At 63.9% G+C, this 19,281-nt stretch carries 18 protein-coding genes and 1 pseudogene; 12 read left to right on the top strand and 7 right to left on the bottom strand.

The features are described from left to right. The first annotated feature begins 431 nt into the window (after positions 1-431). A complete protein-coding gene (locus J1M87_RS02485) occupies positions 432-737 on the top strand; it encodes a hypothetical protein (protein ID WP_206487479.1) in 306 nt (101 codons plus the stop codon). On the opposite strand, the pseudogene J1M87_RS02490 reads toward J1M87_RS02485, so the two are convergent. The 3 genes and pseudogenes from J1M87_RS02490 to J1M87_RS02500 form a co-directional block, all read right to left on the bottom strand. Next, positions 683-928, bottom strand: a pseudogene (locus J1M87_RS02490) (IS110 family transposase); the annotation flags it as partial. The gene J1M87_RS02485 and the pseudogene J1M87_RS02490 sit on opposite strands and share 55 nt — an antisense overlap. Before the next feature lie 112 nt (positions 929-1,040). Then, positions 1,041-1,445, bottom strand: coding sequence for a hypothetical protein (locus tag J1M87_RS02495; protein ID WP_206487481.1), 405 nt, complete (start codon positions 1,443-1,445; stop codon positions 1,041-1,043). After that, entirely contained in the window at positions 1,438-1,818 is a 381-nt protein-coding gene (locus J1M87_RS02500) for a hypothetical protein (RefSeq protein WP_206487483.1), read from the bottom strand. Before J1M87_RS02500 ends, J1M87_RS02495 begins: the two co-directional genes overlap by 8 nt. Before the next feature lie 250 nt (positions 1,819-2,068). Here J1M87_RS02500 and J1M87_RS02505 point away from each other — a divergent pair, with 250 nt between their 5' ends. From J1M87_RS02505 to J1M87_RS02540, 8 genes are read left to right on the top strand one after another with little or no spacing between them, the layout of a single operon-like run. Beyond that, on the top strand, positions 2,069-2,593 hold the full coding sequence (locus J1M87_RS02505) for an MSMEG_0572/Sll0783 family nitrogen starvation response protein (RefSeq protein ID WP_206487488.1): 525 nt from the start codon (positions 2,069-2,071) through the stop codon (positions 2,591-2,593). 9 nt (positions 2,594-2,602) lie between these two features. Beyond that, positions 2,603-3,658: an MSMEG_0568 family radical SAM protein gene (locus tag J1M87_RS02510; protein ID WP_206487490.1), complete on the top strand. Its 1,056-nt coding sequence runs from the start codon at positions 2,603-2,605 to the stop codon at positions 3,656-3,658. Beyond that, entirely contained in the window at positions 3,645-5,072 is a 1,428-nt protein-coding gene (locus J1M87_RS02515) for an MSMEG_0567/sll0787 family protein (protein WP_241256283.1), read from the top strand. The genes J1M87_RS02510 and J1M87_RS02515 overlap by 14 nt, the downstream gene beginning before the upstream one ends. Beyond that, positions 5,069-5,962, top strand: a complete 894-nt coding sequence (locus J1M87_RS02520; protein ID WP_206487491.1) for a carbon-nitrogen hydrolase family protein — start codon at positions 5,069-5,071, stop codon at positions 5,960-5,962. Before J1M87_RS02515 ends, J1M87_RS02520 begins: the two co-directional genes overlap by 4 nt. Further along, complete coding sequence (locus tag J1M87_RS02525) at positions 5,955-6,245, top strand: MSMEG_0570 family nitrogen starvation response protein (protein WP_206487496.1); 291 nt, start codon at positions 5,955-5,957, stop codon at positions 6,243-6,245. The genes J1M87_RS02520 and J1M87_RS02525 overlap by 8 nt, the downstream gene beginning before the upstream one ends. Next, positions 6,242-7,531, top strand: coding sequence for an MSMEG_0569 family flavin-dependent oxidoreductase (locus tag J1M87_RS02530; protein WP_206487498.1), 1,290 nt, complete (start codon positions 6,242-6,244; stop codon positions 7,529-7,531). Before J1M87_RS02525 ends, J1M87_RS02530 begins: the two co-directional genes overlap by 4 nt. Before the next feature lie 6 nt (positions 7,532-7,537). Then, positions 7,538-8,389 (top strand): carbon-nitrogen hydrolase family protein, encoded by an 852-nt coding sequence (locus J1M87_RS02535; protein WP_206487500.1) that lies wholly within the window; start codon positions 7,538-7,540, stop codon positions 8,387-8,389. Further along, a complete protein-coding gene (locus J1M87_RS02540) occupies positions 8,386-9,459 on the top strand; it encodes an MSMEG_0565 family glycosyltransferase (protein ID WP_206487502.1) in 1,074 nt (357 codons plus the stop codon). The genes J1M87_RS02535 and J1M87_RS02540 overlap by 4 nt, the downstream gene beginning before the upstream one ends. Here J1M87_RS02540 and J1M87_RS02545 read toward each other — a convergent pair. The 3 genes from J1M87_RS02545 to J1M87_RS02555 are packed head-to-tail and all read right to left on the bottom strand — an operon-like array spanning position 9,441 to position 14,393. Next, positions 9,441-10,472, bottom strand: a complete 1,032-nt coding sequence (locus tag J1M87_RS02545; protein WP_206487505.1) for an adenylate/guanylate cyclase domain-containing protein — start codon at positions 10,470-10,472, stop codon at positions 9,441-9,443. The two genes, J1M87_RS02540 and J1M87_RS02545, sit on opposite strands and share 19 nt — an antisense overlap. Further along, on the bottom strand, positions 10,465-11,892 hold the full coding sequence (locus J1M87_RS02550; protein WP_206487507.1) for an HAD-IB family hydrolase: 1,428 nt from the start codon (positions 11,890-11,892) through the stop codon (positions 10,465-10,467). The genes J1M87_RS02545 and J1M87_RS02550 overlap by 8 nt, the downstream gene beginning before the upstream one ends. Next, on the bottom strand, positions 11,889-14,393 hold the full coding sequence (locus J1M87_RS02555; protein ID WP_241256284.1) for a glycerol-3-phosphate 1-O-acyltransferase: 2,505 nt from the start codon (positions 14,391-14,393) through the stop codon (positions 11,889-11,891). Before J1M87_RS02555 ends, J1M87_RS02550 begins: the two co-directional genes overlap by 4 nt. A 324-nt stretch (positions 14,394-14,717) precedes the next feature. Between J1M87_RS02555 and J1M87_RS02560 the strand changes: the two genes are divergently transcribed. Then, entirely contained in the window at positions 14,718-15,506 is a 789-nt protein-coding gene (locus J1M87_RS02560) for a DUF6319 family protein (protein WP_206487509.1), read from the top strand. A gap of 66 nt (positions 15,507-15,572) precedes the next feature. Further along, the gene (locus J1M87_RS02565) at positions 15,573-16,229 is read left to right on the top strand and encodes a serine protease (protein ID WP_206487511.1); all 657 of its coding nucleotides are present in this window, start codon (positions 15,573-15,575) and stop codon (positions 16,227-16,229) included. Between the two features lie 96 nt (positions 16,230-16,325). On the opposite strand, the gene J1M87_RS02570 is transcribed toward J1M87_RS02565, so the two are convergent. Next, a complete protein-coding gene (locus J1M87_RS02570) occupies positions 16,326-16,898 on the bottom strand; it encodes a TetR/AcrR family transcriptional regulator (RefSeq protein ID WP_206487513.1) in 573 nt (190 codons plus the stop codon). Positions 16,899-17,130: 232 nt separating this feature from the next. Here J1M87_RS02570 and J1M87_RS02575 point away from each other — a divergent pair, with 232 nt between their 5' ends. Further along, positions 17,131-19,272, top strand: coding sequence for an MFS transporter (locus tag J1M87_RS02575; RefSeq protein ID WP_206487515.1), 2,142 nt, complete (start codon positions 17,131-17,133; stop codon positions 19,270-19,272). The last annotated feature ends 9 nt before the right edge of the window (positions 19,273-19,281 follow it).

Consider the following 19,281-nt stretch of genomic DNA (forward strand, 5'->3'; position numbering starts at 1 on the left):
TCTCGCGGGTGACGCGGGTGTCGATCTCGGCGACGAGGGCGATGCGGCGGGCTTCGAGCAACTGGATCTGGTGGGAGACCGCGGCGGCGTCGGCGAGGAGTTGGTCCTCGCTCAGTTGCCAGATCTCCGTCGTCATGACTCAATTGTATCGAACTGGTGTTCGAGTCGCAATGATCGTCAAATCGAAAACTATTGCCCTGCAGAACTATTCGTGAGCACGTTCTTGTCGGCAGCTCGTGATAGGCGTCCTGCGCGGGCATTCAAGGTGCGTCAGGCTGTCCGCCTGCGCGATTTCACGCTGTGAATGTGAATGCCCTCGCGGGTGGCATCGATGAACTCCCGGTGCTGCCCGGGGGTGTCCCTATGGTTTTCGTCGAGCCCAACGCCGGTCGTTGGTTGAAGAGATCGGGATCGTCGGCCAGGATGGCGCTATGTCGGGTATTCGGTTCGTGCGGCGTATGGACGGGTTGACCTACGAGTTCGCCCGCGACGGAGAAGCTGACGGGTTTCTGTCGTATAAGCGGGTCGACCTCGATATGTGGTGTCGACGACTGCCTGATTTCGGTTGGGTGGTGTGCGATGCGGCCGGTGTGGTGTCGAGCCGTCCGTTCGACGCGGCAGGTCGAGGTGACCTGCCGCCCGAGGGCGTGTGGGTGAGCCGTAAGGGCGAACGATCCTATGTCTATGACCTCGTGCGCGCCGAGGCTCGAGGGGCGACGGGATCCGGGATTCGGTAGGGCTGCTTGGTTTTCAGCATCGCGTAGAGGACGTCGCAGCGTCGTCGGGCAAGGCAGATGAGCGCGGCGTTGCGCTTCTTGCCCTCGGCTCTTGTTCGGTCGTTGTAGGTGCGAGAGTCGGGGTCGTGCAGGGCCGCGAACGCCGAGAGGAACAACACCCGTTCGAGTTTGTGGTTGCCTGATCGGGACGGGAAGAAGTCGTACCGGGACCGGCGACCGTGGGCCTGGTCTCAGACCCACGAACAAGGTAGCGGGGGCGCCGTCCACAGTGGCGGGACCGCCTGCGCGGGCAGGTGTCGAACGTCAGCGCTGCTGAGTCTTTCGCAACCACCACAGCCCCGCGATGGGCAGCACTACCGGGATGAAGAGGTAGCCGGATCCGAAGTGCGACCACACCGTCGGCTCCGGGAAGTCCTGCGGCTGGATGTAGCTGAGAGTCCCGATTCCGATGACGCCGACGAGTTCGATGATGCAGGACACCGTCACCACGCGTCGGGAAGCCTCGGTCGCTCTGGCCAAACCGAACGTGGCCACGATGTAGACCACCGCTGCGAATGCCGACAGTAGGTACGCGACGGGTGCCTCGTCGAATCGGGTGGTGAGCTGCACGATCGAGCGCGAGGTCGCGGCGACGGCGAACACGGCGTAGACGGCGATGAGGAAGCGCCCGAAACCGGTGCGCGTCGCTTGCTGGAGACTGTCAGGCATATCCGGCCCAAATCTGGCTCAGGCGCAGCACCATGGCTGCGAGGGTGAGGACGGCAACGAGCAGAACCGCTGTGCCGCCGCGAGAACGGTCACCCAGCGACCACCACGTGCCGAGTGGAAGTAGAAACAGCAGTCCGACGAGATACGAACCGAACGTCAGTCGGTGAATATCGCGATCGGAGGTGAACATCAGGACGAACCCGATCACTGCCTGCAGCGCCACGACGGCCTCGGTGGCAGCGATCGTCCAGAACAGTGCCCGATCGGACTTGTTCTTCAACAGCACAGGACGGTTGGAGATGAGCTTCGCGAGCACCCAGATGCCCACTACCAGGGACAACGCGTACAACAAGCCGGTGACGGCGCCGATCATCGAGTTCCTCGTCAAGGTCGTGGTGGATGGGTGGTTCCGCCTCCACACTATCCGCGTAACGCCACGTCAACACTGTGAGGCCCTCGAAACGCGGCGTTATTCCGTACGTGACCAATGGGAAATGGATGAGTCGTGTACTTGTTGCATGGCCGCAGAGGATCCGCTCTCTCGCCGGACATGACTTCTCTCCCTCAGGTGGCCATCGGTGTCCACCGCATCCAGCCCGCTCTGCGAACCTCAGGAGACATCCGTGTCAGATATCGATCAGACCATCGCCGAGAACATCAAGAAGTCTCTCGAAGAGATCCCGCACCCGTCACTTCCCAAGGGCAGCAACATCTACGGCTCCACCAAGATCTTTCCCGACTACAAGGCCGAGAACGGTGAGAGCTACTTCACGTTGGTGCACGGTATCGCCCACGAGTCCTCGGTGTCGTTCGTCGCGGTGCTCCAGGCGACCCGCGCTCTACGTAAGGGCTTCGAGTCGGCCATGTACTTCTACGGTCCCGGAGCCATCAATTGCCTTGCTACTCGCGGATTTCCGACGACGGGAGACTCCGGCTTTCCCGGCGAGCAGAACATCAACGATTCCTTGGCGACGTTCATCGCCGAGGGTGGCACGGTGTTCTGCTGCCGATTCGGACTGGCTCTGCACGGCGGTCGTGAAGAGGACCTCATCGAGGGCGTCATCCCGGCTCATCCCCTCGATGTGCAAGACGCGCTGATTCACTACGCGCGCAAAGGTGCCATCATCAACTCGACCTACATGGTCTAGGAGTTCATCATGTCGGTCAGTACGCGGGTAGATCTGGCGTTGCTCGGAATCCGAGGATCCACGCCGGTCTCGAGAACGGCAGGCGCCGGGCCGAGCGATGACGGGCATGTCACCATCGATGGCCTCGGCGCGGCCATCCCGCGCAATCCGCTGAGTCCGTACGTTCTCGAAAATGGTCGAGTTCTGTTCGACGGCAACGATATCGGTCTCGATGTTGCGGCCGTCGAACGGCCGAAGTTCTACGATCTCGTCACCTCCGACGGTATCGGTTACGACAAGATCGCGAAGTTGCACGGTTCCAGTGTTCTCGCGACGACAGTGGTGCAGACCTGCATCCGCTACGACGCCGATCAGCGGTGCCGCTTCTGCTCCATCGAGGCTTCCCTCGAGGCAGGCGACACCATCGCCGTCAAAACCCCGGCGCAACTGGCCGAGGTCGCGGAGGCGGCGGTGCGCTTGGACGGGGTCACCCAGATGGTCATGACGACGGGTACGTCGGCGGCAAAGGACCGCGGTGCCCGTCATCTGGCTCGGTGCGTACGTGCCATCAAGGCTGTGGTTCCGCAGCTCCCGATTCAGGTGCAGTGCGAACCGCCCGGTGATCTGACGTCCATTCAGGATCTGTACGACGCCGGAGCCGAATCCATCGGCATCCACGTCGAATCGCTCGACGACGAGGTTCGGCGACGATGGATGCCGGGCAAGGCATCGGTGTCGATCGACGAGTATCGCGCGGCATGGAAAGAAGCTGTGCGAATCTTCGGCCGCAATCAGGTCTCGACGTACATTCTGGTCGGTCTCGGGGAGGATCCGGACGAGTTGGTCTCCGGGGCAGCCGAACTCATCGAGATGGGCGTGTACCCCTTCGTCGTTCCGTTCCGACCGCTCGCCGGAACCTTGGCCGCAGACGCAGATCGCGCGACGGCACCCGCCGCCGACGTTCTCGAGAGCGTGACCCGACGCGTAGCCAAGGAACTTCAGGCGGCGTCGATGCTCGGTGCGGACCAGAAGGCAGGATGCGCGGCCTGCGGTGCGTGCAGCGTCCTACAGAATGCAGGGGGCTGAGATGTACCGCGTGGACGTGCAGGATCCCGCGGGGCTGTCGGGCACGGCACACCGTGGTGTGGAGCCCGAGTTCATCGTCCAACCATGCACCGGTACAGCAGAATCGAATGCGTATCGATCGCTGCGAAGAGCAACGTTCGTCGCCGAGCAGGGCTTGTTCGCCGGCACCGACCGGGACGACGTGGACGACGATCCGCGAACGGTCGTGCTGGTCGCACTCGACCGGGAGGGCGTCGTACTCGGCGGAGTACGGTTGGCACCCTGCACGGCAACGGATCTGGGGTGGTGGTCCGGAAGCCGCCTCGTCGTCGCTGCCGCGGCGCGCACTTCCGGCGTCGGGCCTGCCCTGGTTCGTGCCGCCTGCGCACATGCCGAGAGCCGCGGGGTGCTTCGCTTCGACGCGACGGTGCAGAAGCGCAGTGAGCAACTGTTCACCCGACTCGGTTGGGTCAGGCGCGGCGACGTCGAGGTGGCCGGTACCCCACATGTGGCGATGTACTGGCCGATCGACCGCATCGAACGGCTCGTCTCGACGACCAAGTCGATGCTCGCCGGGGTGCTCGCACCACTGCGAGCGCAGCCACTCGGACTCGGGGCCAGAGGCTTTCGCGGCGACGACGGAGTTCCGGTGCCGGGTAGCGACATGATCGCCGCGTGCGATGCCATCGTCCCTTCCATGGTCGATCGCGATCCCGAGTGGGCCGGCTGGTGCGCGGCGCTGGTCAATCTGAACGATCTCTCGGCGATGGGCGCAGAAGCTGTCGGAATGCTCGATTCCGTCGGAGCCCCGACTCGGAGTCGACTGACCCGCATCATCCGCGGTCTCGCCGATGCGTCTGCGGCATGGCAGGTTCCGGTGCTCGGCGGCCACACCCAGGCCGGGGTGCCGTCGTCGCTGTCGGTCACCGCACTCGGACGGACCTCGCGACCGATACGGGCAGGCGGCGGAAGCGTCGGAGATGTGTTGACGCTCACCGCGGACATCGAAGGCGAATGGCGACGCGGATACCATGGTCAGCAATGGGATTCGTCCTCGCGACGGAACACCGAGGAACTCACGGCAATGGCCTCGTTCGTTTCCCGCGCCGCACCCAAGGCCGCGAAGGACGTCTCGATGGCGGGGCTGGCCGGTACCACCGGAATGCTCGCCGAGGCGAGCGGGACGGGTGCCGTACTGGACATCGCCTCGATACCGAAGCCGGACGCCGCGTCGATGGGCGAATGGATCACGTGTTTTCCAGGGTTCGCGATGATCACCGCGGACCGTCCCGGTGCAGCTACCGCACCGTCAGGACCTGCACTGTCCGCAGTCTGCGGAGAGCTCACCGACATTCCGGGTGTCGCGCTGCGATGGCCCGATGGAATCACCACTCGCGCGGTCACATCCACTGTGACCGGATTGGGAGAAGCATGACCACCCACCCGAAGCCCGTCACCATTTCCGTCGCCGCGGCCGAGTTCGGTCGCGACATGGAACAGGGGTACGCCACCATCGCCGCACTGCTCGAAGAAGCTCGCAACCGCGGCAGCCAACTGCTGGTGCTGCCCGAGGCCTGCCTCGGCGGATATCTGCCGAGCCTCGGCGGCGGAGACGAGACCGAGGAATCGCGTGAGCGCAGGCGCAGAGCTCTGCCTCCTGCGTTGGAACTCGACGGTCCCGAGATCAGACGCGTCATCGACATGGCGGGCGACACCGTCATCACGTTCGGGTTCTGCGAGAAGGACGGAGACACCCGGTACAACGCCGCAGTGACCGTCGACGGCAGCGGCATCCTCGGCTCGTACCGCAAGGTGCATCAACCGCTCGGTGAAAACCTCTGCTACGACGCGGGAGAGAGCTACTCCGCGTTCGACACTCCGGTCGGCCGGATGGGTATGCAGATCTGCTACGACAAGGGATTTCCCGAGGCTGCACGAGAACTGGCACTCGACGGTGCCGAGATCGTCGCGTCGATCTCCGCATGGCCGACAGCCCGCACCGCGACGGTGGAGAACATGGAGGAGGATCGTTGGAAACAGCGATTCGACATCTACGACCGGGCTCGCGCCCTCGAGAACCAGATAGTCTGGGTCGCTGCCAATCAGGCAGGCACCTTCGGATCTCTGCGATTCGTCTGCAGCGCGAAGATCGTCGGGCCAGGTGGAGAGATCCTCGCCGGTACGGGTGTGGAGCCCGGGTTGGCCACGGCAACCGTCGATGTCGCCGGGCTCATCGGTGCCGCACGTGGCGGCGGTATGTTCAATCTGCGCGATCGCAGACCCGCCGTCTACCGGACCATCACCAAGGAGGCGGTCCATGCCTGAGATGTCGTTCGTCGTTCGGTGGCCCGATGGTCGCGAGCAGTCCTGCTACTCACCGTCACTGGTCATGCACGACTATCTGACTCCCGGCGCGGAGTACCCGGTGGCAGAGTTCGTGCAGCGAACCTCGGAGGCGCTGACGGTGGCGAGCGATCGAGTGCTCGCCAAGTTCGGCATGCGGTGCACCTCGGCAGCGCAACAGATGGCGGAGATTCACGGCGTCAGTACCTCGTACGAGCACGGTGCCGTTCGAGTGCTGAGCATGTCAGGAGCTGAATTGCTATGAGCGGCAGCAGAGGAGCCGATCATCACACTGTGATCGTCATCGGCGGCGGCCAGGCAGGGCTGTCCATCAGCTGGCACCTGACCCAGCGAGGCATCGACCATGTCGTCCTCGAACGCGACACCGTGGCACACGAGTGGAAGGATTCGCGCTGGGACAACTTCACTCTGGTGACTCCGAATTGGCAGTGCGCACTGCCGGGATTCTCCTACGACGGAGACGATCCCGACGGATTCATGCAGCGTGACGAGGTGTATGCCTTCGTGCGGCGCTATGCGGAGAGCTTCGATGCGCCGGTGCTGGAACATGTTTCGGTCACTTCCGCACGGCAGGGCCGAGAGGGCGGCTTCGAGCTACAGACCTCGGCGGGTCCGATGCACGCCGAGCAGATAGTCGTGGCGGTAGGTGGCTACCACATCCCCGTCATCCCGCGGTTCGCCGAGAAGATGCCATCGGAGATCGTGCAGATCCACTCCAGCGACTACCGCGGCTCACATCAGTTCCCGGACGGCGACGTGCTAGTGGTCGGTACGGGCCAGTCGGGTGCTCAGATCGCCGAGGACCTGCATCTCGACGGTCGACGTGTGCACCTGGTGGCAGGTACCGCGCCTCGTGTCGCTCGCTTCTATCGCGGCCGGGACTGTGTCGCCTGGCTGCACGACATGGGAACGTACGATGTCTCCATCGAAGATCAACCCGGTGGCGTCGGCAAACGCGAGAACACCAACCACTACGTCACCGGCCGTGACGGTGGTCGCGACATCGACCTGCGCGCATTCGCCGTCGAGGGGATGCAGCTCTACGGCAGACTGCTGGGAGTCGAGAACGGGGTACTGCGGTTCGCACCGACTCTGGAGGCATCACTCGATGCTGCAGATCGAGTGGCCGAGAGCATCAAGGACAACATCGACGCGTACATCGAGCGCGAGGGAATCAACGCTCCCACCGAGGAGCGCTACGTGCCGGTGTGGCGTCCCGATACCGAGACCACCGAACTCGACCTCGCCACGAGCGAGATCAGGGCAGTCGTGTGGTCGGTGGGCTTCCGCACCGACTATCGGTGGCTCGAGATCGGCGCGTTCGACGGCGAAGGGCATCCGACTCACAACCGCGGGGTCACCGCCGTCCCCGGTCTGTACTTTCTGGGGCTACCGTGGCAGCACACGTGGGGTTCGGGACGCTTCGCCTCGGTTGCCAGGGACGCCGCCTTCCTGGCCGATCAGATCGGACTCGAGGTCAGCGCGGCGCACTCCAGAAACTCAGCGCAACCGCAGAGTCAGATGGTCTGACTGATCGTGGCCCCCATCAAGATCGGTGCGCTGGCAGCGCATTTCGGCCGAGACGTCGACCGGGCCGTGCTGAAGATCACCACGATCATCTCCAGCGCGGCTCGGGAGGGCATCGACCTGCTGGTGTTGCCCGACGCATCCCTCGGGGGTTACATCAACAGTCTCAGCGATCCTGACCCGGCGGAACTACCGCCTGCTCTCGATCCGGACGGTCCGGAACTGGCTGCCATCATCGCGGCAGCCGGTGATATGACGATCTGTATCGGCTACACCGAGTTGTCGAAAGGATTGCGGTACAACGCTGCAGCCTGCCTGACCGGCGACGGGATCCTGGGCAGTCACCGTAAGGTCCATCAACCGCTCGGCGAGTCGCTCGCCTACGCCGCCGGAGATCGCTTCGAGGCCTTCGACACTCCGGTCGGGCGGATGGGCATGCTGATCGACTACGACAAGACGTTTCCCGAATCGGCGCGAGCATTGGCGCTCGACGGCGCGAGAATCATTGCGGCGCTGTCGGCGTGGCCGGCGAGCGTCACCGATCGCGCGTCCTCGCTGCCCAACGATCGGCAGTCCCGACTGTTCGATCTGTACGACGCCGCCCGAGCCGCCGAGAATCAGGTGGTGCTGGTGTCGTCCAATCAGACCGGGGTGATGGGATCTCTGCGGTTTCTGGGGCAGGCGAAGATCGTCGGGCCCGGCGGTGACGTCCTGGCGAAGACCTGGTCGAAAGGTGGTCTGGCCGTGCACGACATCGACGTCGACGCCGAGGTGGACCGTGCCAGGCGGGGTCTGCATCACCTCGCCGAACGCCGCGTGGATGCCTACCCGAACCTGTTGCAGGAGAAGCCGGATCAGTGAAGATCGCCTTGCTCACGTACTCCTCCAAGCCACGCGGCGGAGTGGTGCACACCCTGGCGTTGGCCGAGGCACTGGCGCGCTCCGGGCAGGACGTCGCGGTGTGGTCTCTCGGCCGAGGCGGTGACAGCGCGTTCTTCCGTCCGGTGGACCCGGCCGTGGACGTGCGCATGGTGGCGTTCGAGCACCGCGATGGTGAGAGCGTAGGCGAACGGATCCTACGATCGATCGCCGTGCTACGACAGGCGTTCACCCCGGACGAGTACGACATCGTTCATGCCCAGGACTGCATCTCGGCCAATGCCGCGGGCCGATGCGTCAGAACCATCCATCACCTCGACGAGTTCACCACCCCCGAGCTGGCGGCGTGCCACGAGCGGGCGATCACGGTGCCGTATGCGCGCATCTGCGTCTCGGCAGCGGTGGCGAACGATGTTCGACGCGGATGGGGTGTGGAGCCCACGGTGATCCCCAACGGGGTCGACGCCGAACGATTCGCGGCGGCCGCGCGATCGGGACGCTCCCACTGGAGCGCCCAGCTCGGTCGCTACGTGGTGGCAGTGGGCGGGATCGAGCCACGCAAGGGCAGCCTCGATCTGCTCGACGCATTCGCTCAGGTGCGGTCGGACGCAGGCACCGGGGAACTGCAGTTGGTGTTCGCCGGCGGCGAGACCCTGTTCGACTATCGCGAGTACCGAGCGGAGTTCGACCGTCGTGCACAGGAATTGGACGTCGAACCGGTGATCCTCGGTACCGTCGACGACGACGAGTTGCCGCACCTCGTCGCCCAGGCCGCAGTGTTGCCGTTCTTCTCCACGAAGGAGGGCTTCGGACTTGCCGCCATGGAGGCGCTCGCTGCGTCGACCCCCGTGGTCGCCCGAGATCTGCCGGTACTGCGAGAAGTATTTACAGACAGTGTTACGTACGCATCATCGGTGGAGTCGATGGCGATCGAGATCGAACGTGCGTTGGTCGAGCCACCCGATCCGACACCGGGGTTGTTGCTGGCGCACAGTCTCACCTGGGACGAGGCCGCGCGCAGGCACGTGGACTTCTACTCCTCGCTTCGTTGACTTCCGCGCTTGTTTCGACGCAAGGCATGCGGCTTGAGCTTGTGGAAACCCTTGACCCGCAGTGATCGAATCGATTTGAGATAGAACTCGGAGTCGTGGCGCAGTTCCTCGGTCAACACGGTATCGACGAGCGTCGTTCCTGGATTGGCCGAACTGGTAAGGCGTGCAGCGATATTGACCACCGATCCGTACAGGTCGCCGTATCGGGCCAGGACCGGCCCCCACGCCAGCCCGACGCGCAGGTCTGGCATGTCCTCTTGTTCGGCGAAGGCGTCCTGCAGGTCGAGAGCGATGTGAGCGGCGTCCTCGGGAGTCTGCGCGCTGAACATCACCTCGTCGCCGACGTTCTTGATCACCGAACCCCGTCCACGGGCGATGATGTTGGTGGCCAGGGACTCGAATTCCTCGAGCAGCGTCGTCAGCTCGCCGATGTCGAGTCGACGGGTCAGGCTGGTGTAGCCGACCATGTCTGCGAAACCGACAGCCATGGTGGGGCTGTCGGCGGTGTCGTCGGGAGCGGCGATGGAGCGCCCGGCGGCCGCGGCCAGATGCCTGCGCCAGGTATAGGCCTGGAGGGCTTCGAGGGTGGGTACCGTCTCGGCTGCGATGTCTCGGGCGTTGCGCCGGATCGCGGCGATGTCGTTCTTGTCCTCGTCGCTGTTGGTGATGCGCTCGAGGATGTGAGAGTTCACAACGCCCACTTGCCATTCCGCGAGCCTGGACATCGACTGTCCGAGCGTGCGGGCGATCGCGACCTCCATCTCGGGCTTGATGACCTTCTGCTCGGAAAGACCGGTGATCAGCTCGAGCGCCTCGAGATCGGCGTCGGTGTACACCACGGCCTCGGTATCGGTGTGGATCGGAAAGCCCATGCCGATCCACAGGGCGATGACGCGCTCGAGGGGCAGCCCCGACTTCTCGACGATGTCGGCGCGGTTGTACTTCGGTGTGCCGCCCAGGAGATTGTGTTCGATCTCCGCTTGCACCACCGAGTTGATCTGATTCTCAGGCATATCCCAACGTTCTGTCGAAATAGGAACGGACATCGTCGACGTAGGCGTCGATATTGTCGGGTATCCAATCCGTGGTGGGAATGGGCTCGCCGACGGTGACCTTGACGGTACCGGAATGGACGGTGAAATCCTTTTTCCACATCACGTCCCCTGCATTGTGGATGACGATGGGAACGATCGGTACACCTGCCTGCATTGCCAGGTGGAAGCCGCCCTTCTTGAACCGGCCCAGACGCGAGGTCGGCATTCGCGTTCCCTCGGGCGCGATGGCCACGGAAATGCCACTGTGCAACTTCTCGATGGCGGGCAGCATCGCCTCTCGCGCTTGTGAGGGATCACCACGATCGACGTATGCGACGTCGAACATCCTGCCCAGCAGCGCGAACCGTGGATCGCGTTCGAGTTCGCGTTTGGCCACTGCCGTGATGTCGCGGCGAAGGATCGATGTGACGATGATGGAGTCCGCGGTGCTCTGGTGATTGAACATGAATACTGCGGGCCGAGCCGACCACGCATTCTCCGTACCGGTGACGTCGAGCTTGACACCGGCGATGGTCAATGCGATGTCCGGTGCGATGGTGCTGGTGATGTTCGCGCCGGTGCGGCGGCTCCGCGTCAGAATTCCGAGCCCGAGGCCGATCGATGCGCTGGCCAGTACCGAACCCAGAGCGGCCGAGCTCCGGACGGCGGAGGTGAGATCGGTACCGCGTTTCGGCTTGTCCAACGTCAGCGACGGCCAGTTCTTCTTCGCCGCGTAGCGCTGCAGTTCCGGATCGGGGTTGAGGGCGACGGGTCGACCGACGGCCTCGAGCAGCGGCACGTCCTCACCGCCGTTGGAGTATGCGAAGCAACCCGCCAACTCGATGCCCTCCCGCTCGGCGTAGTCGATCGCCGCCTGCGCTTTGCGTGGACCCCACAGTGATTCGCCGACCAGATCGCCGGTGAGGATTCCGTCGGTGACGACGGGGGTGGTGCACAGCAGTTCTTCGAACATCATGTCTTGCTGCACCGGGATGGCCTGGTACGGCGTGGCCGAGGTGGCCATCACCAATCGATGACCCGCGTGCCGGTGAGCTTCGACGAGCGCGCGGGCCTGTGGGTAGATCATCGGTGCGATTTCGTTGCGGAACAGGGTGTATGCCTGCTCCATCAGGTCTGCTTCTCGGCGGCCTTCGAGGCCGCGGACGGCTTTGCCCATCAGGTTGTCGACGGGTGAGTTACGCATGCGCATCTCGACGACGGCGCTCGAGATCTCCCACAGTTCCTTGACGGTGACGTCGAGCGTTTTGAGGCGTTCGAGAAACACTGCGCGGGCCGAGAACCCATTGATCAGCGTGCCGTCGAGATCGAAGAATGCGACGGTGTCTCGGCCGGGTGGTGCTGCGGCGATCGCGATCAGCCGATCGTCGAACTGAGTCATGAATTGGTCTCCTCGGTAGCCTGGAGGGGTTCGACTTCATTCAGCATGCGATGGGCCATGTCGCGAATGATGCGGACTTTGCGGGCCCATTCGTCGATCTCGAGTGCGAACTCCCTGCGGCGGCGGGCGATACCGTCGGAGGTGGAATCGATGAGATCGCGATTATCGGCCAATTGCAGTGCCGTATCGAACAATTCGCCGGAGATGGCCTCGCTGTGATCGAGTTGTTGGCGAAGCCTCCTGGCCTGTGCGGCACCGAGGCACTCGGCGATGAACTTCGGTTTGTCGAATTCGGAGCTCTGAGGCAGCAGCATCAGCTGATCGGCCACCACCTGATACGCCTCGAAGATCGGCTGCAGTACTCGGTGCGCGAGATGGAGATCCTGCGACTGGAGTTGCTGCGCAGCATAATCGGGATCGCTTATCTTGGCTCGCCAGTCCGGATCGATCAGATCGACCTCGGATTCGAGTCGTTCGCCGAAGTCCTTCTTGTCGCCGAAGAAGAATTCGAACTTGAGCAGATCGCGTAGCTGCAATGCCGACTGCCACAGCGTGTCCTGTGTCAGGGGGGCCGAATCGCCGGCTGTCGGCAGCACCACCAGTTCCCCGATGGCGCGCATGACGAAGAAGTGAATAGCGTTGTTGCGGAAGAACGCTGCTACCAGGTGCTTGTCCTGGGCCAGATGGAACAGCGGCTCGGGGCCGTCGTCGAATCGTTTGACGACGTTGGCGTTGACCTGAGCGATGACGGCCGAGCGCACCACATCGAGGTCGGAGACGTCGACGCCTCCTGCGGTGGGCAGATTTCGACGCTTGATGTAGCGGGCGAGTGGGGCGATGATGGCCCACATCTCGTTGACGTTGAGGGCGCGGTCCTCGATACCCAACAGTGCCATGGTGACCAGCGCGGCCGGAGTGACCGGGGTCGCGTCGTTGATCGCGTGGGACACACCCAATGCGATCTTCTGCACGGCCACTCGTTTGTCGGTGTTCTCGGCGACGATCGAGGCCACCGACATCGGCTCTCCGAAATTGAGATACACGTTGCCGCGCAACGTTCCCTGCGCGCGGATGTATCCGATGGCCATCCGGATTCCCTCGGCCTGTTTCTTCGCGCCGTGTGATTCCTCGGCCATCGCGCCGACCTCGTGCAGACGGTCGTAGGTGATGGACGTCGGAACCAGATAGACGTCCTCGGCGTCGCTCGACTCGAGGGCGTCGACCAAATAGGTCAGCAGGCCGAACCTGGGCGGGCGGAGCTTTCCGGTGCGGCTGCGGCCACCCTCGATGTACCACTCGAGATTGAATCGCTTGCTCAGCAGAAAGCTCATGTACTGCCGCAGCGTCCACTTGTAGATCGCGTCGGAGAACTTGCGTTGAATGAGCACGACGCCACTGCGTTTGGCGATGGGACCCAACGGCCAGAAGCCGACATTGATGCCGCCCATGACGTGATTGAGTGGCAGACCCTCGGCCAACAGGGCAGGACGTAGCACCAGCGGATCGAGATAGGAACGGTGATTGGGCAGAAACACCAACGGATAGTTCTTGTTCAGATCGCGGACCTTCTGCAACTGAGCCCGATCGACGTCGACTTTGTAGGCCCGGGAGAAGTACGCGCCGAGCGTTCCCCACATCTCCACTGCCCGGCGGGTCTCGGTGGCCACCATCTCGCCGAGGATCTCGTTGACGCGTGTGTCGACCGCTTCGCGGTCCTGGCCCACTTCGTCCGCGAGTGCGGTGATGCCGTCGTGGAACTTCTTCTGCTCCGTCATGTCCTCGACGACGAATCGCGGAATCTTGTACTCCGAGCCGATGACGCCTCGCTCGGCCTTGTCCAGTGCCAGACTGGCCTGACGCAGGATGAACGACGACAACGAGGTGCCACCGCCGCGCTCGAACCGATCCTTCAGATCGCTGAGGGTTGCCGGTTCGCCGACCAGAACCGCGGAATGATCGGGATCGTCGCCGGCTACCCAACGCTGCCACACCTGCGTGGGCTTGGAACGACCTCGGGGCGCGAAGATGCGGTGCAGGATGCCGCTCTTGCGGTCGGACAATGTGACGCGCAGGGGGATCAGCAGGGGATCGTCGGCGTACCCGCGGACACTGTCCGACAGTGAGGTTCTCGCCTCACCGGTGAGCACCACCGAGGGCGGGCGCGGTTGCCCTTCGGGTGTGGTGGCGTCGATCCACTGATTCAGTGCCTGAACCTCGAGGGTGGATGTGGCGTCGAGTAGATATACGTGCGACCCGTCGCTCAGTGATTGCTCGTTCGCGTCGAGGTGGTACATCGAGGCTCCTGTTCCGTACCTCCACAACAAGGCACGTCGCCAGGCTACGCGGGAGATACCGGCCGCGAGGGCGGTTCGGCGAGGTGGCCCGGAGGCGAAATCTTCGGTGCTGTTGCGGACGGCTACTCGCGGGTACTCGGGAGTCGATGTCACGTCGAGTGGACTCGTAGGGCGCTCGGGAAGGCTGTCGTATACAGTCGATTTCATCGGTCGTTTCGACCACCAAATCTAAGTGTAAATCCAAGTAACAGTTACTTTGAGTTCCACTTACTTGGCCGACGTGGAATCTCGCAGGGCCTCGCTCGGTGAATCCGAGAACCGTGCATCGGTCGAGTCGCGCCTTCCCACCGCTGAACCGGGTCGACGCAGGCGATTTCCGCCGCTCCATTCCCGGAGGATCGCTTCTCTCCTCGGGGCCGTTCGCTGCCTCCGCACGCCGGGGCCCCGATTCTGTCGTGACCCGGGCCATGACATTGTCTGCCCATCTGTGCAACAGTATTCGCAAACACTTTCGAGAAAGGCCGGTTTTCGATGCCACCTCGTGGGCGCGCCGCGCACGATTCGTTGACGCCCGAGAATCTGGCGACACTCGCCGCGGCTCTCGCCGATGGCCGCCGGGCCACTGTGTATCTCCGCGAACCGAACCCCAGCCTCGGCCTACCAGAAGGAACGTCGGCGAAGGTGGTGTCGATCGACGGCACGACGGTCACCATCAGTCCGAAGGGTGTCAATGACGAATTGCCCTACGAGGCCGAGGAACTGCGGATCACGCGCAACGCGGCAACCCCTGCCGCGCCGGCCAAGAGGGTGCCCGCCAAAAAAGTGGCGGCTGCGTCGACGCCACCCCCATCAACGCGCACCGACTCGACGCGCACCGCGGCGTCCGTGACGGCGCAACCGAAGGCTGTCTCGGCGGACAGCCGGGCCGTACCGGTGGAGGACAAGCCGCGTGCAGCGGCCAGAAAGACTGCCTCCGGAGCGAGCACGGCCGGGCAGACGCCACCGCAGACTCCCCGCCGCGAGACTGCGCGTCGAGCCAAGAAGGCTCCGAGCGGAGTCAGTGTCACCATTCATGCCGGGGCCGACAACGATTGGTCGGTCACCGTCACCCACGGCGCGAAGCGGCCAACCAAGGCGCAGCCGGTCAGCCCCGAGTCGGTCAGCCGCGCCGTCCGCGAGTTGGGCGATCCCACCGCTCGGGATGCCGTCGAAGCCGTCATCTCTCACGCGCGCGAGGAGGCAGCGGTCCGCGTTGCAGAACTGAGCAGGCAACTGGAAGAAGCGCGCACCACGCTTGCCGCGCTCGAGCAGGACGTATGAGCTACTCGCTCGTATAAGTACACCTGTTGTTGCTACTGTTCTGCCGACACCGCTGAGAGGGAGTACATGTTCAAGAAATTCATGCTCGTCGTCGTGGGGGCGGCTGCAGTCGTAGCCAGCGTCGGCGTGGGGACCGCATCCGCGGCCGCTCCAGCTGCTCTCGGCGGCGGCTCGGGGATCATCGTCGGAGGTCAGGCCGAGTGCACGCTGACGACGATCGGTAACGATCGCAGTGGAAATCTCGTCGGCTTCACCGCCGGCCACTGTGGTCGCGCAGGCGATTCCATCGTTCCCGAGTACGACACCTCCCTCGGCGAGGTCGGCCGTATCGCGTTCTCCAACCCGGAGTACGACTACGCGGTCATCGAATTCCAGCGTGACAAGGTCGCACCGATCAACCGCGTCGGCAATGTGACCATCTCTCAGGTCGGCCCGCCCACCGGGTTCCCGAACATCGTCTGCAAGGAAGGCCGCACCACGGGCAACACCTGTGGCCTCGCGTACGGCGACATCCTGCAGTCACAGGAGACGTGGGCTCAGCTGTGCGTCGTCGAAGGCGACTCGGGCAGCCCGGTCGTCGTCGGCAACACGCTCGTGGGAATGGTCAACGCCTACCTCGGTGTGGCGTGCTTCGGCCCCGAGGTCGGCACCAACTTCGACGCGATCCTTCGCAATGTCGATCAGGGCAACGGACTCGGCGCAGGATTCGTCCCCGCCCCCTGATCGTTCGGCTTCGGCCGTCACTCGACCGACATGCCCCGCTCGGTGCAGTATGCACATCGAGCGGGGCATTCGTCGTTTCGAAGTGGCCCGGGTCGGTCAGAGGGCCCGAGTAGGAGAGTCGGAGGCTCGGATGTCGGCCACGATGCGTTCGGCCTCGTCCGGGGCGATGCCCAGCAACACCAGACTCGATGTCGTTGTGGCACCGGCCGGATCGGTGAGTAATGCGGCATTGGTGGCGTCGAGAATCGACAGGGCGATGGCCTCGATGTTGAGGATGAGCACGTCCGCGTTCTGATACGACGAGAACACACCCTCGCGCTGGCCGCGCCGGATGACAGCGGCTGCCGACTCTCGCATCGGTGCGAGAAGATCGTGAATACCGTTGTGACCCAAATCTGTTCGCGCAACCGCAAGGAGTAGGCGGTACTGATCGCCGACGCGGGTCAGGGCCAGCGTCTGCCGCACGAACACCGTCACCGCCGATTCGTCCGCAGCCGGAACGCGGGCGAGGGCCGCCGAGATGCGTTCCACTGCTTCCAACGCGATACCGTCGATCAACGCCTCCCGCGATGCGAAGTGGGCGTACACCGTTCGCCGGACCACCCCTGCCGCGGCAGCAACATCGTTGATGGTTGCATCCGGATTGTCTGCCAAGACCCTTTGTGCCACATCGAGAATTCTCGCTCGGTTCGACCGAGCGTCGCGTCGTTGCACGGGCGGCGCTGCGGCATCCCGTGTACTCGACCTGGACTCCGTCGTCTTGCGCACGATTCAACATCTAGCACGATCGCGGACGCGGAGTGTGGTTGCCGCCACAAAAGATTGCAGATCTTAGACGATCATTCTTAAGCTGCACAGCACTGTGCAAGGTGTGTCGCACCGTGCCAATGGGGGGAACACAATGACGTTACTTGCGATGACGCCTGTCGAAGATATGCGCAGGCCGTATCCACGACGCTGGTCGGCGCTGGTAGTCCTGTGCCTGAGCCTGCTGATCGTGGTGATGGCCAATACCTCGCTGCTGGTTGCAGCCCCGTCGATGACACTCGACCTGCGCCTGTCCAGTAGCGACCTGCAGTGGGTGATCGACGGTTACACCGTCCCGTACGCATCGCTGATGCTGCTGTGTGGCGTGATCGGCGATCGCTACAGCCGCCGCGGGGCGCTGATCCTCGGCTTGATCGTCTTCGTGGCAGGGTCGATCGCGGGGGCGCTCACCGAGGCAACGGTCGGCGTCATCCTGGCGCGCATCGTCATGGGTGTGGCCGCCGCCATCGTCATGCCCGCGACCTTGTCGCTGTTGGTCGCCACGTTCCCGAAGCGGGAACGCGCCACCGCTGTCACCGTGTGGGCTGCCACCTCCGGACTTGCGATCGCCGCCGGTCCGCTCCTCGCCGGCTGGCTCCTCGAGAGCTTCAGTTGGCACTCGACATTCTTGATCAACGTGCCGATTGCATTGTCGGCCGTTGTCGGAGCCGTCGTTCTGGTTCCGCCGTCGCGGGCCGTCGCTCCGGGACCGATCGACTGGATCGGCGGATTGTTGTCGGTGCTGGCCGTGTCGACCATCGTCTACGCCATCATCGAGGGGATGCACTTCGGCTGGACCGTCGGGCCGTTGTATTTCGGGCTCGTCGGACTGCTGTCGGTTCTGGGATTCGTCGGATGGGAACTGCGACATCCCAATCCGCTGCTCGACGTACGAATGTTCTCTTCCCGCATCCTCAGTGGTGCGACCCTCGCGGTGCTGGTGTTCTTTCTCGTCACGTTCGGCGCTATCTACTTCGTCGCCCAGTATCTTCAATTCGCTCTCGGCTACGGGCCGGTGTCGACGGGCGTGCATCTGCTGCCGCTGGCCGGCGCGGTGTTCGTCGGATCCGGAATCACGATGTGGCTCACACCCAAGCTCGGACCACGCGTCACGGTGACCGCGGGGATGATCGTGGGGACGCTGTCGGTCGTCTCGCTCATCGGGATCGACCCGTCGGCAACATACAACGACTTCCTGCCCGCATTGAGCATGCTCGGCCTGGCAATCGGACTGTCCGTCTCGCCCTGTACCGATGCCATCATGGGCGAGTTTCCGGACAGCAAGCTCGGCGTGGGTGGCGGCCTCAACGACACCGCTCTCGAGCTCGGCGGATCTCTGGGCATCGCGGTACTCGGGTCGGTGCTGGCAGCGTCGTATCGCCACGGGATCGACGGATTTCTGCAGACCTTCCCCGGTAAGCAGCCGAACGGCCAGTACACCGGACAAGCCGCGGAAGGGCTTGCTGCTTCGCAGGATTCGCTCGCAGGCGCAGTGATCGTGTCCGACATCATTCGTGAACAGAACGCTTTCCTCAGCGGGTTCGCCGACAACCTGGAGGCCAACGCTGTCGCTGCGTTCGGGACTGCGGTGGCGCACACCTCGGTGGTGGCGGCGGTGGTGTTCGGAGTCGGCGCCGTGATCGTGGCAGTCTTGATCCCGTCGAAGAAGCGGGCATCGGCGACGAGCTCTGCGACCATCGCGTTCGAGCCGATCGTGCCTTTCGTTGCTCCCGCCAAGGACACCGCATCGAACCGAGAAGTGGCAAACCGGGAGGTGGCAGAGCTCGAGCAGTTGCTGGAGCGGCCGTCGGCAGCGAAGACCACGATGCCCGACAAGCCCGAGAAGTCGACGAAACTCGTGACTTCGAGGCGCACCGTGGCCGCGCCGGGTCTGGTGGACGCAGAACTCGAGCGTCCCAGCATCTATCAGCTGGCCTCGAAGGTCTACGAGCTCGATTCGTCGGTCGCCCGATTGGCCGCGCTGGACGGCAAGTCCGGTGATCGGGTAACCATTCACCAGCTCGCACTGTCGAACCTGGCACGCACCCGACGCGTCGAGGCAGAAGAAGCCCTCGACGCCGCGCTCGAACTCAGCGATCTCCCGGCGGCCCCGGCACCGAAGGCCGCTCCACCCGCTGCGCCGCTGCAGACGTTCTACCAGCGGGCGAGCGCCCTGCACGCGAACTGCACCGAATTGAAGGAGCGATCGAGCTCGATGTGGGCAATGCCGCTGTAGTTCCGGCCC

This window comes from Rhodococcus sp. KRD162 (assembly GCF_017168335.1).
Classification (GTDB): domain Bacteria; phylum Actinomycetota; class Actinomycetes; order Mycobacteriales; family Mycobacteriaceae; genus Rhodococcoides.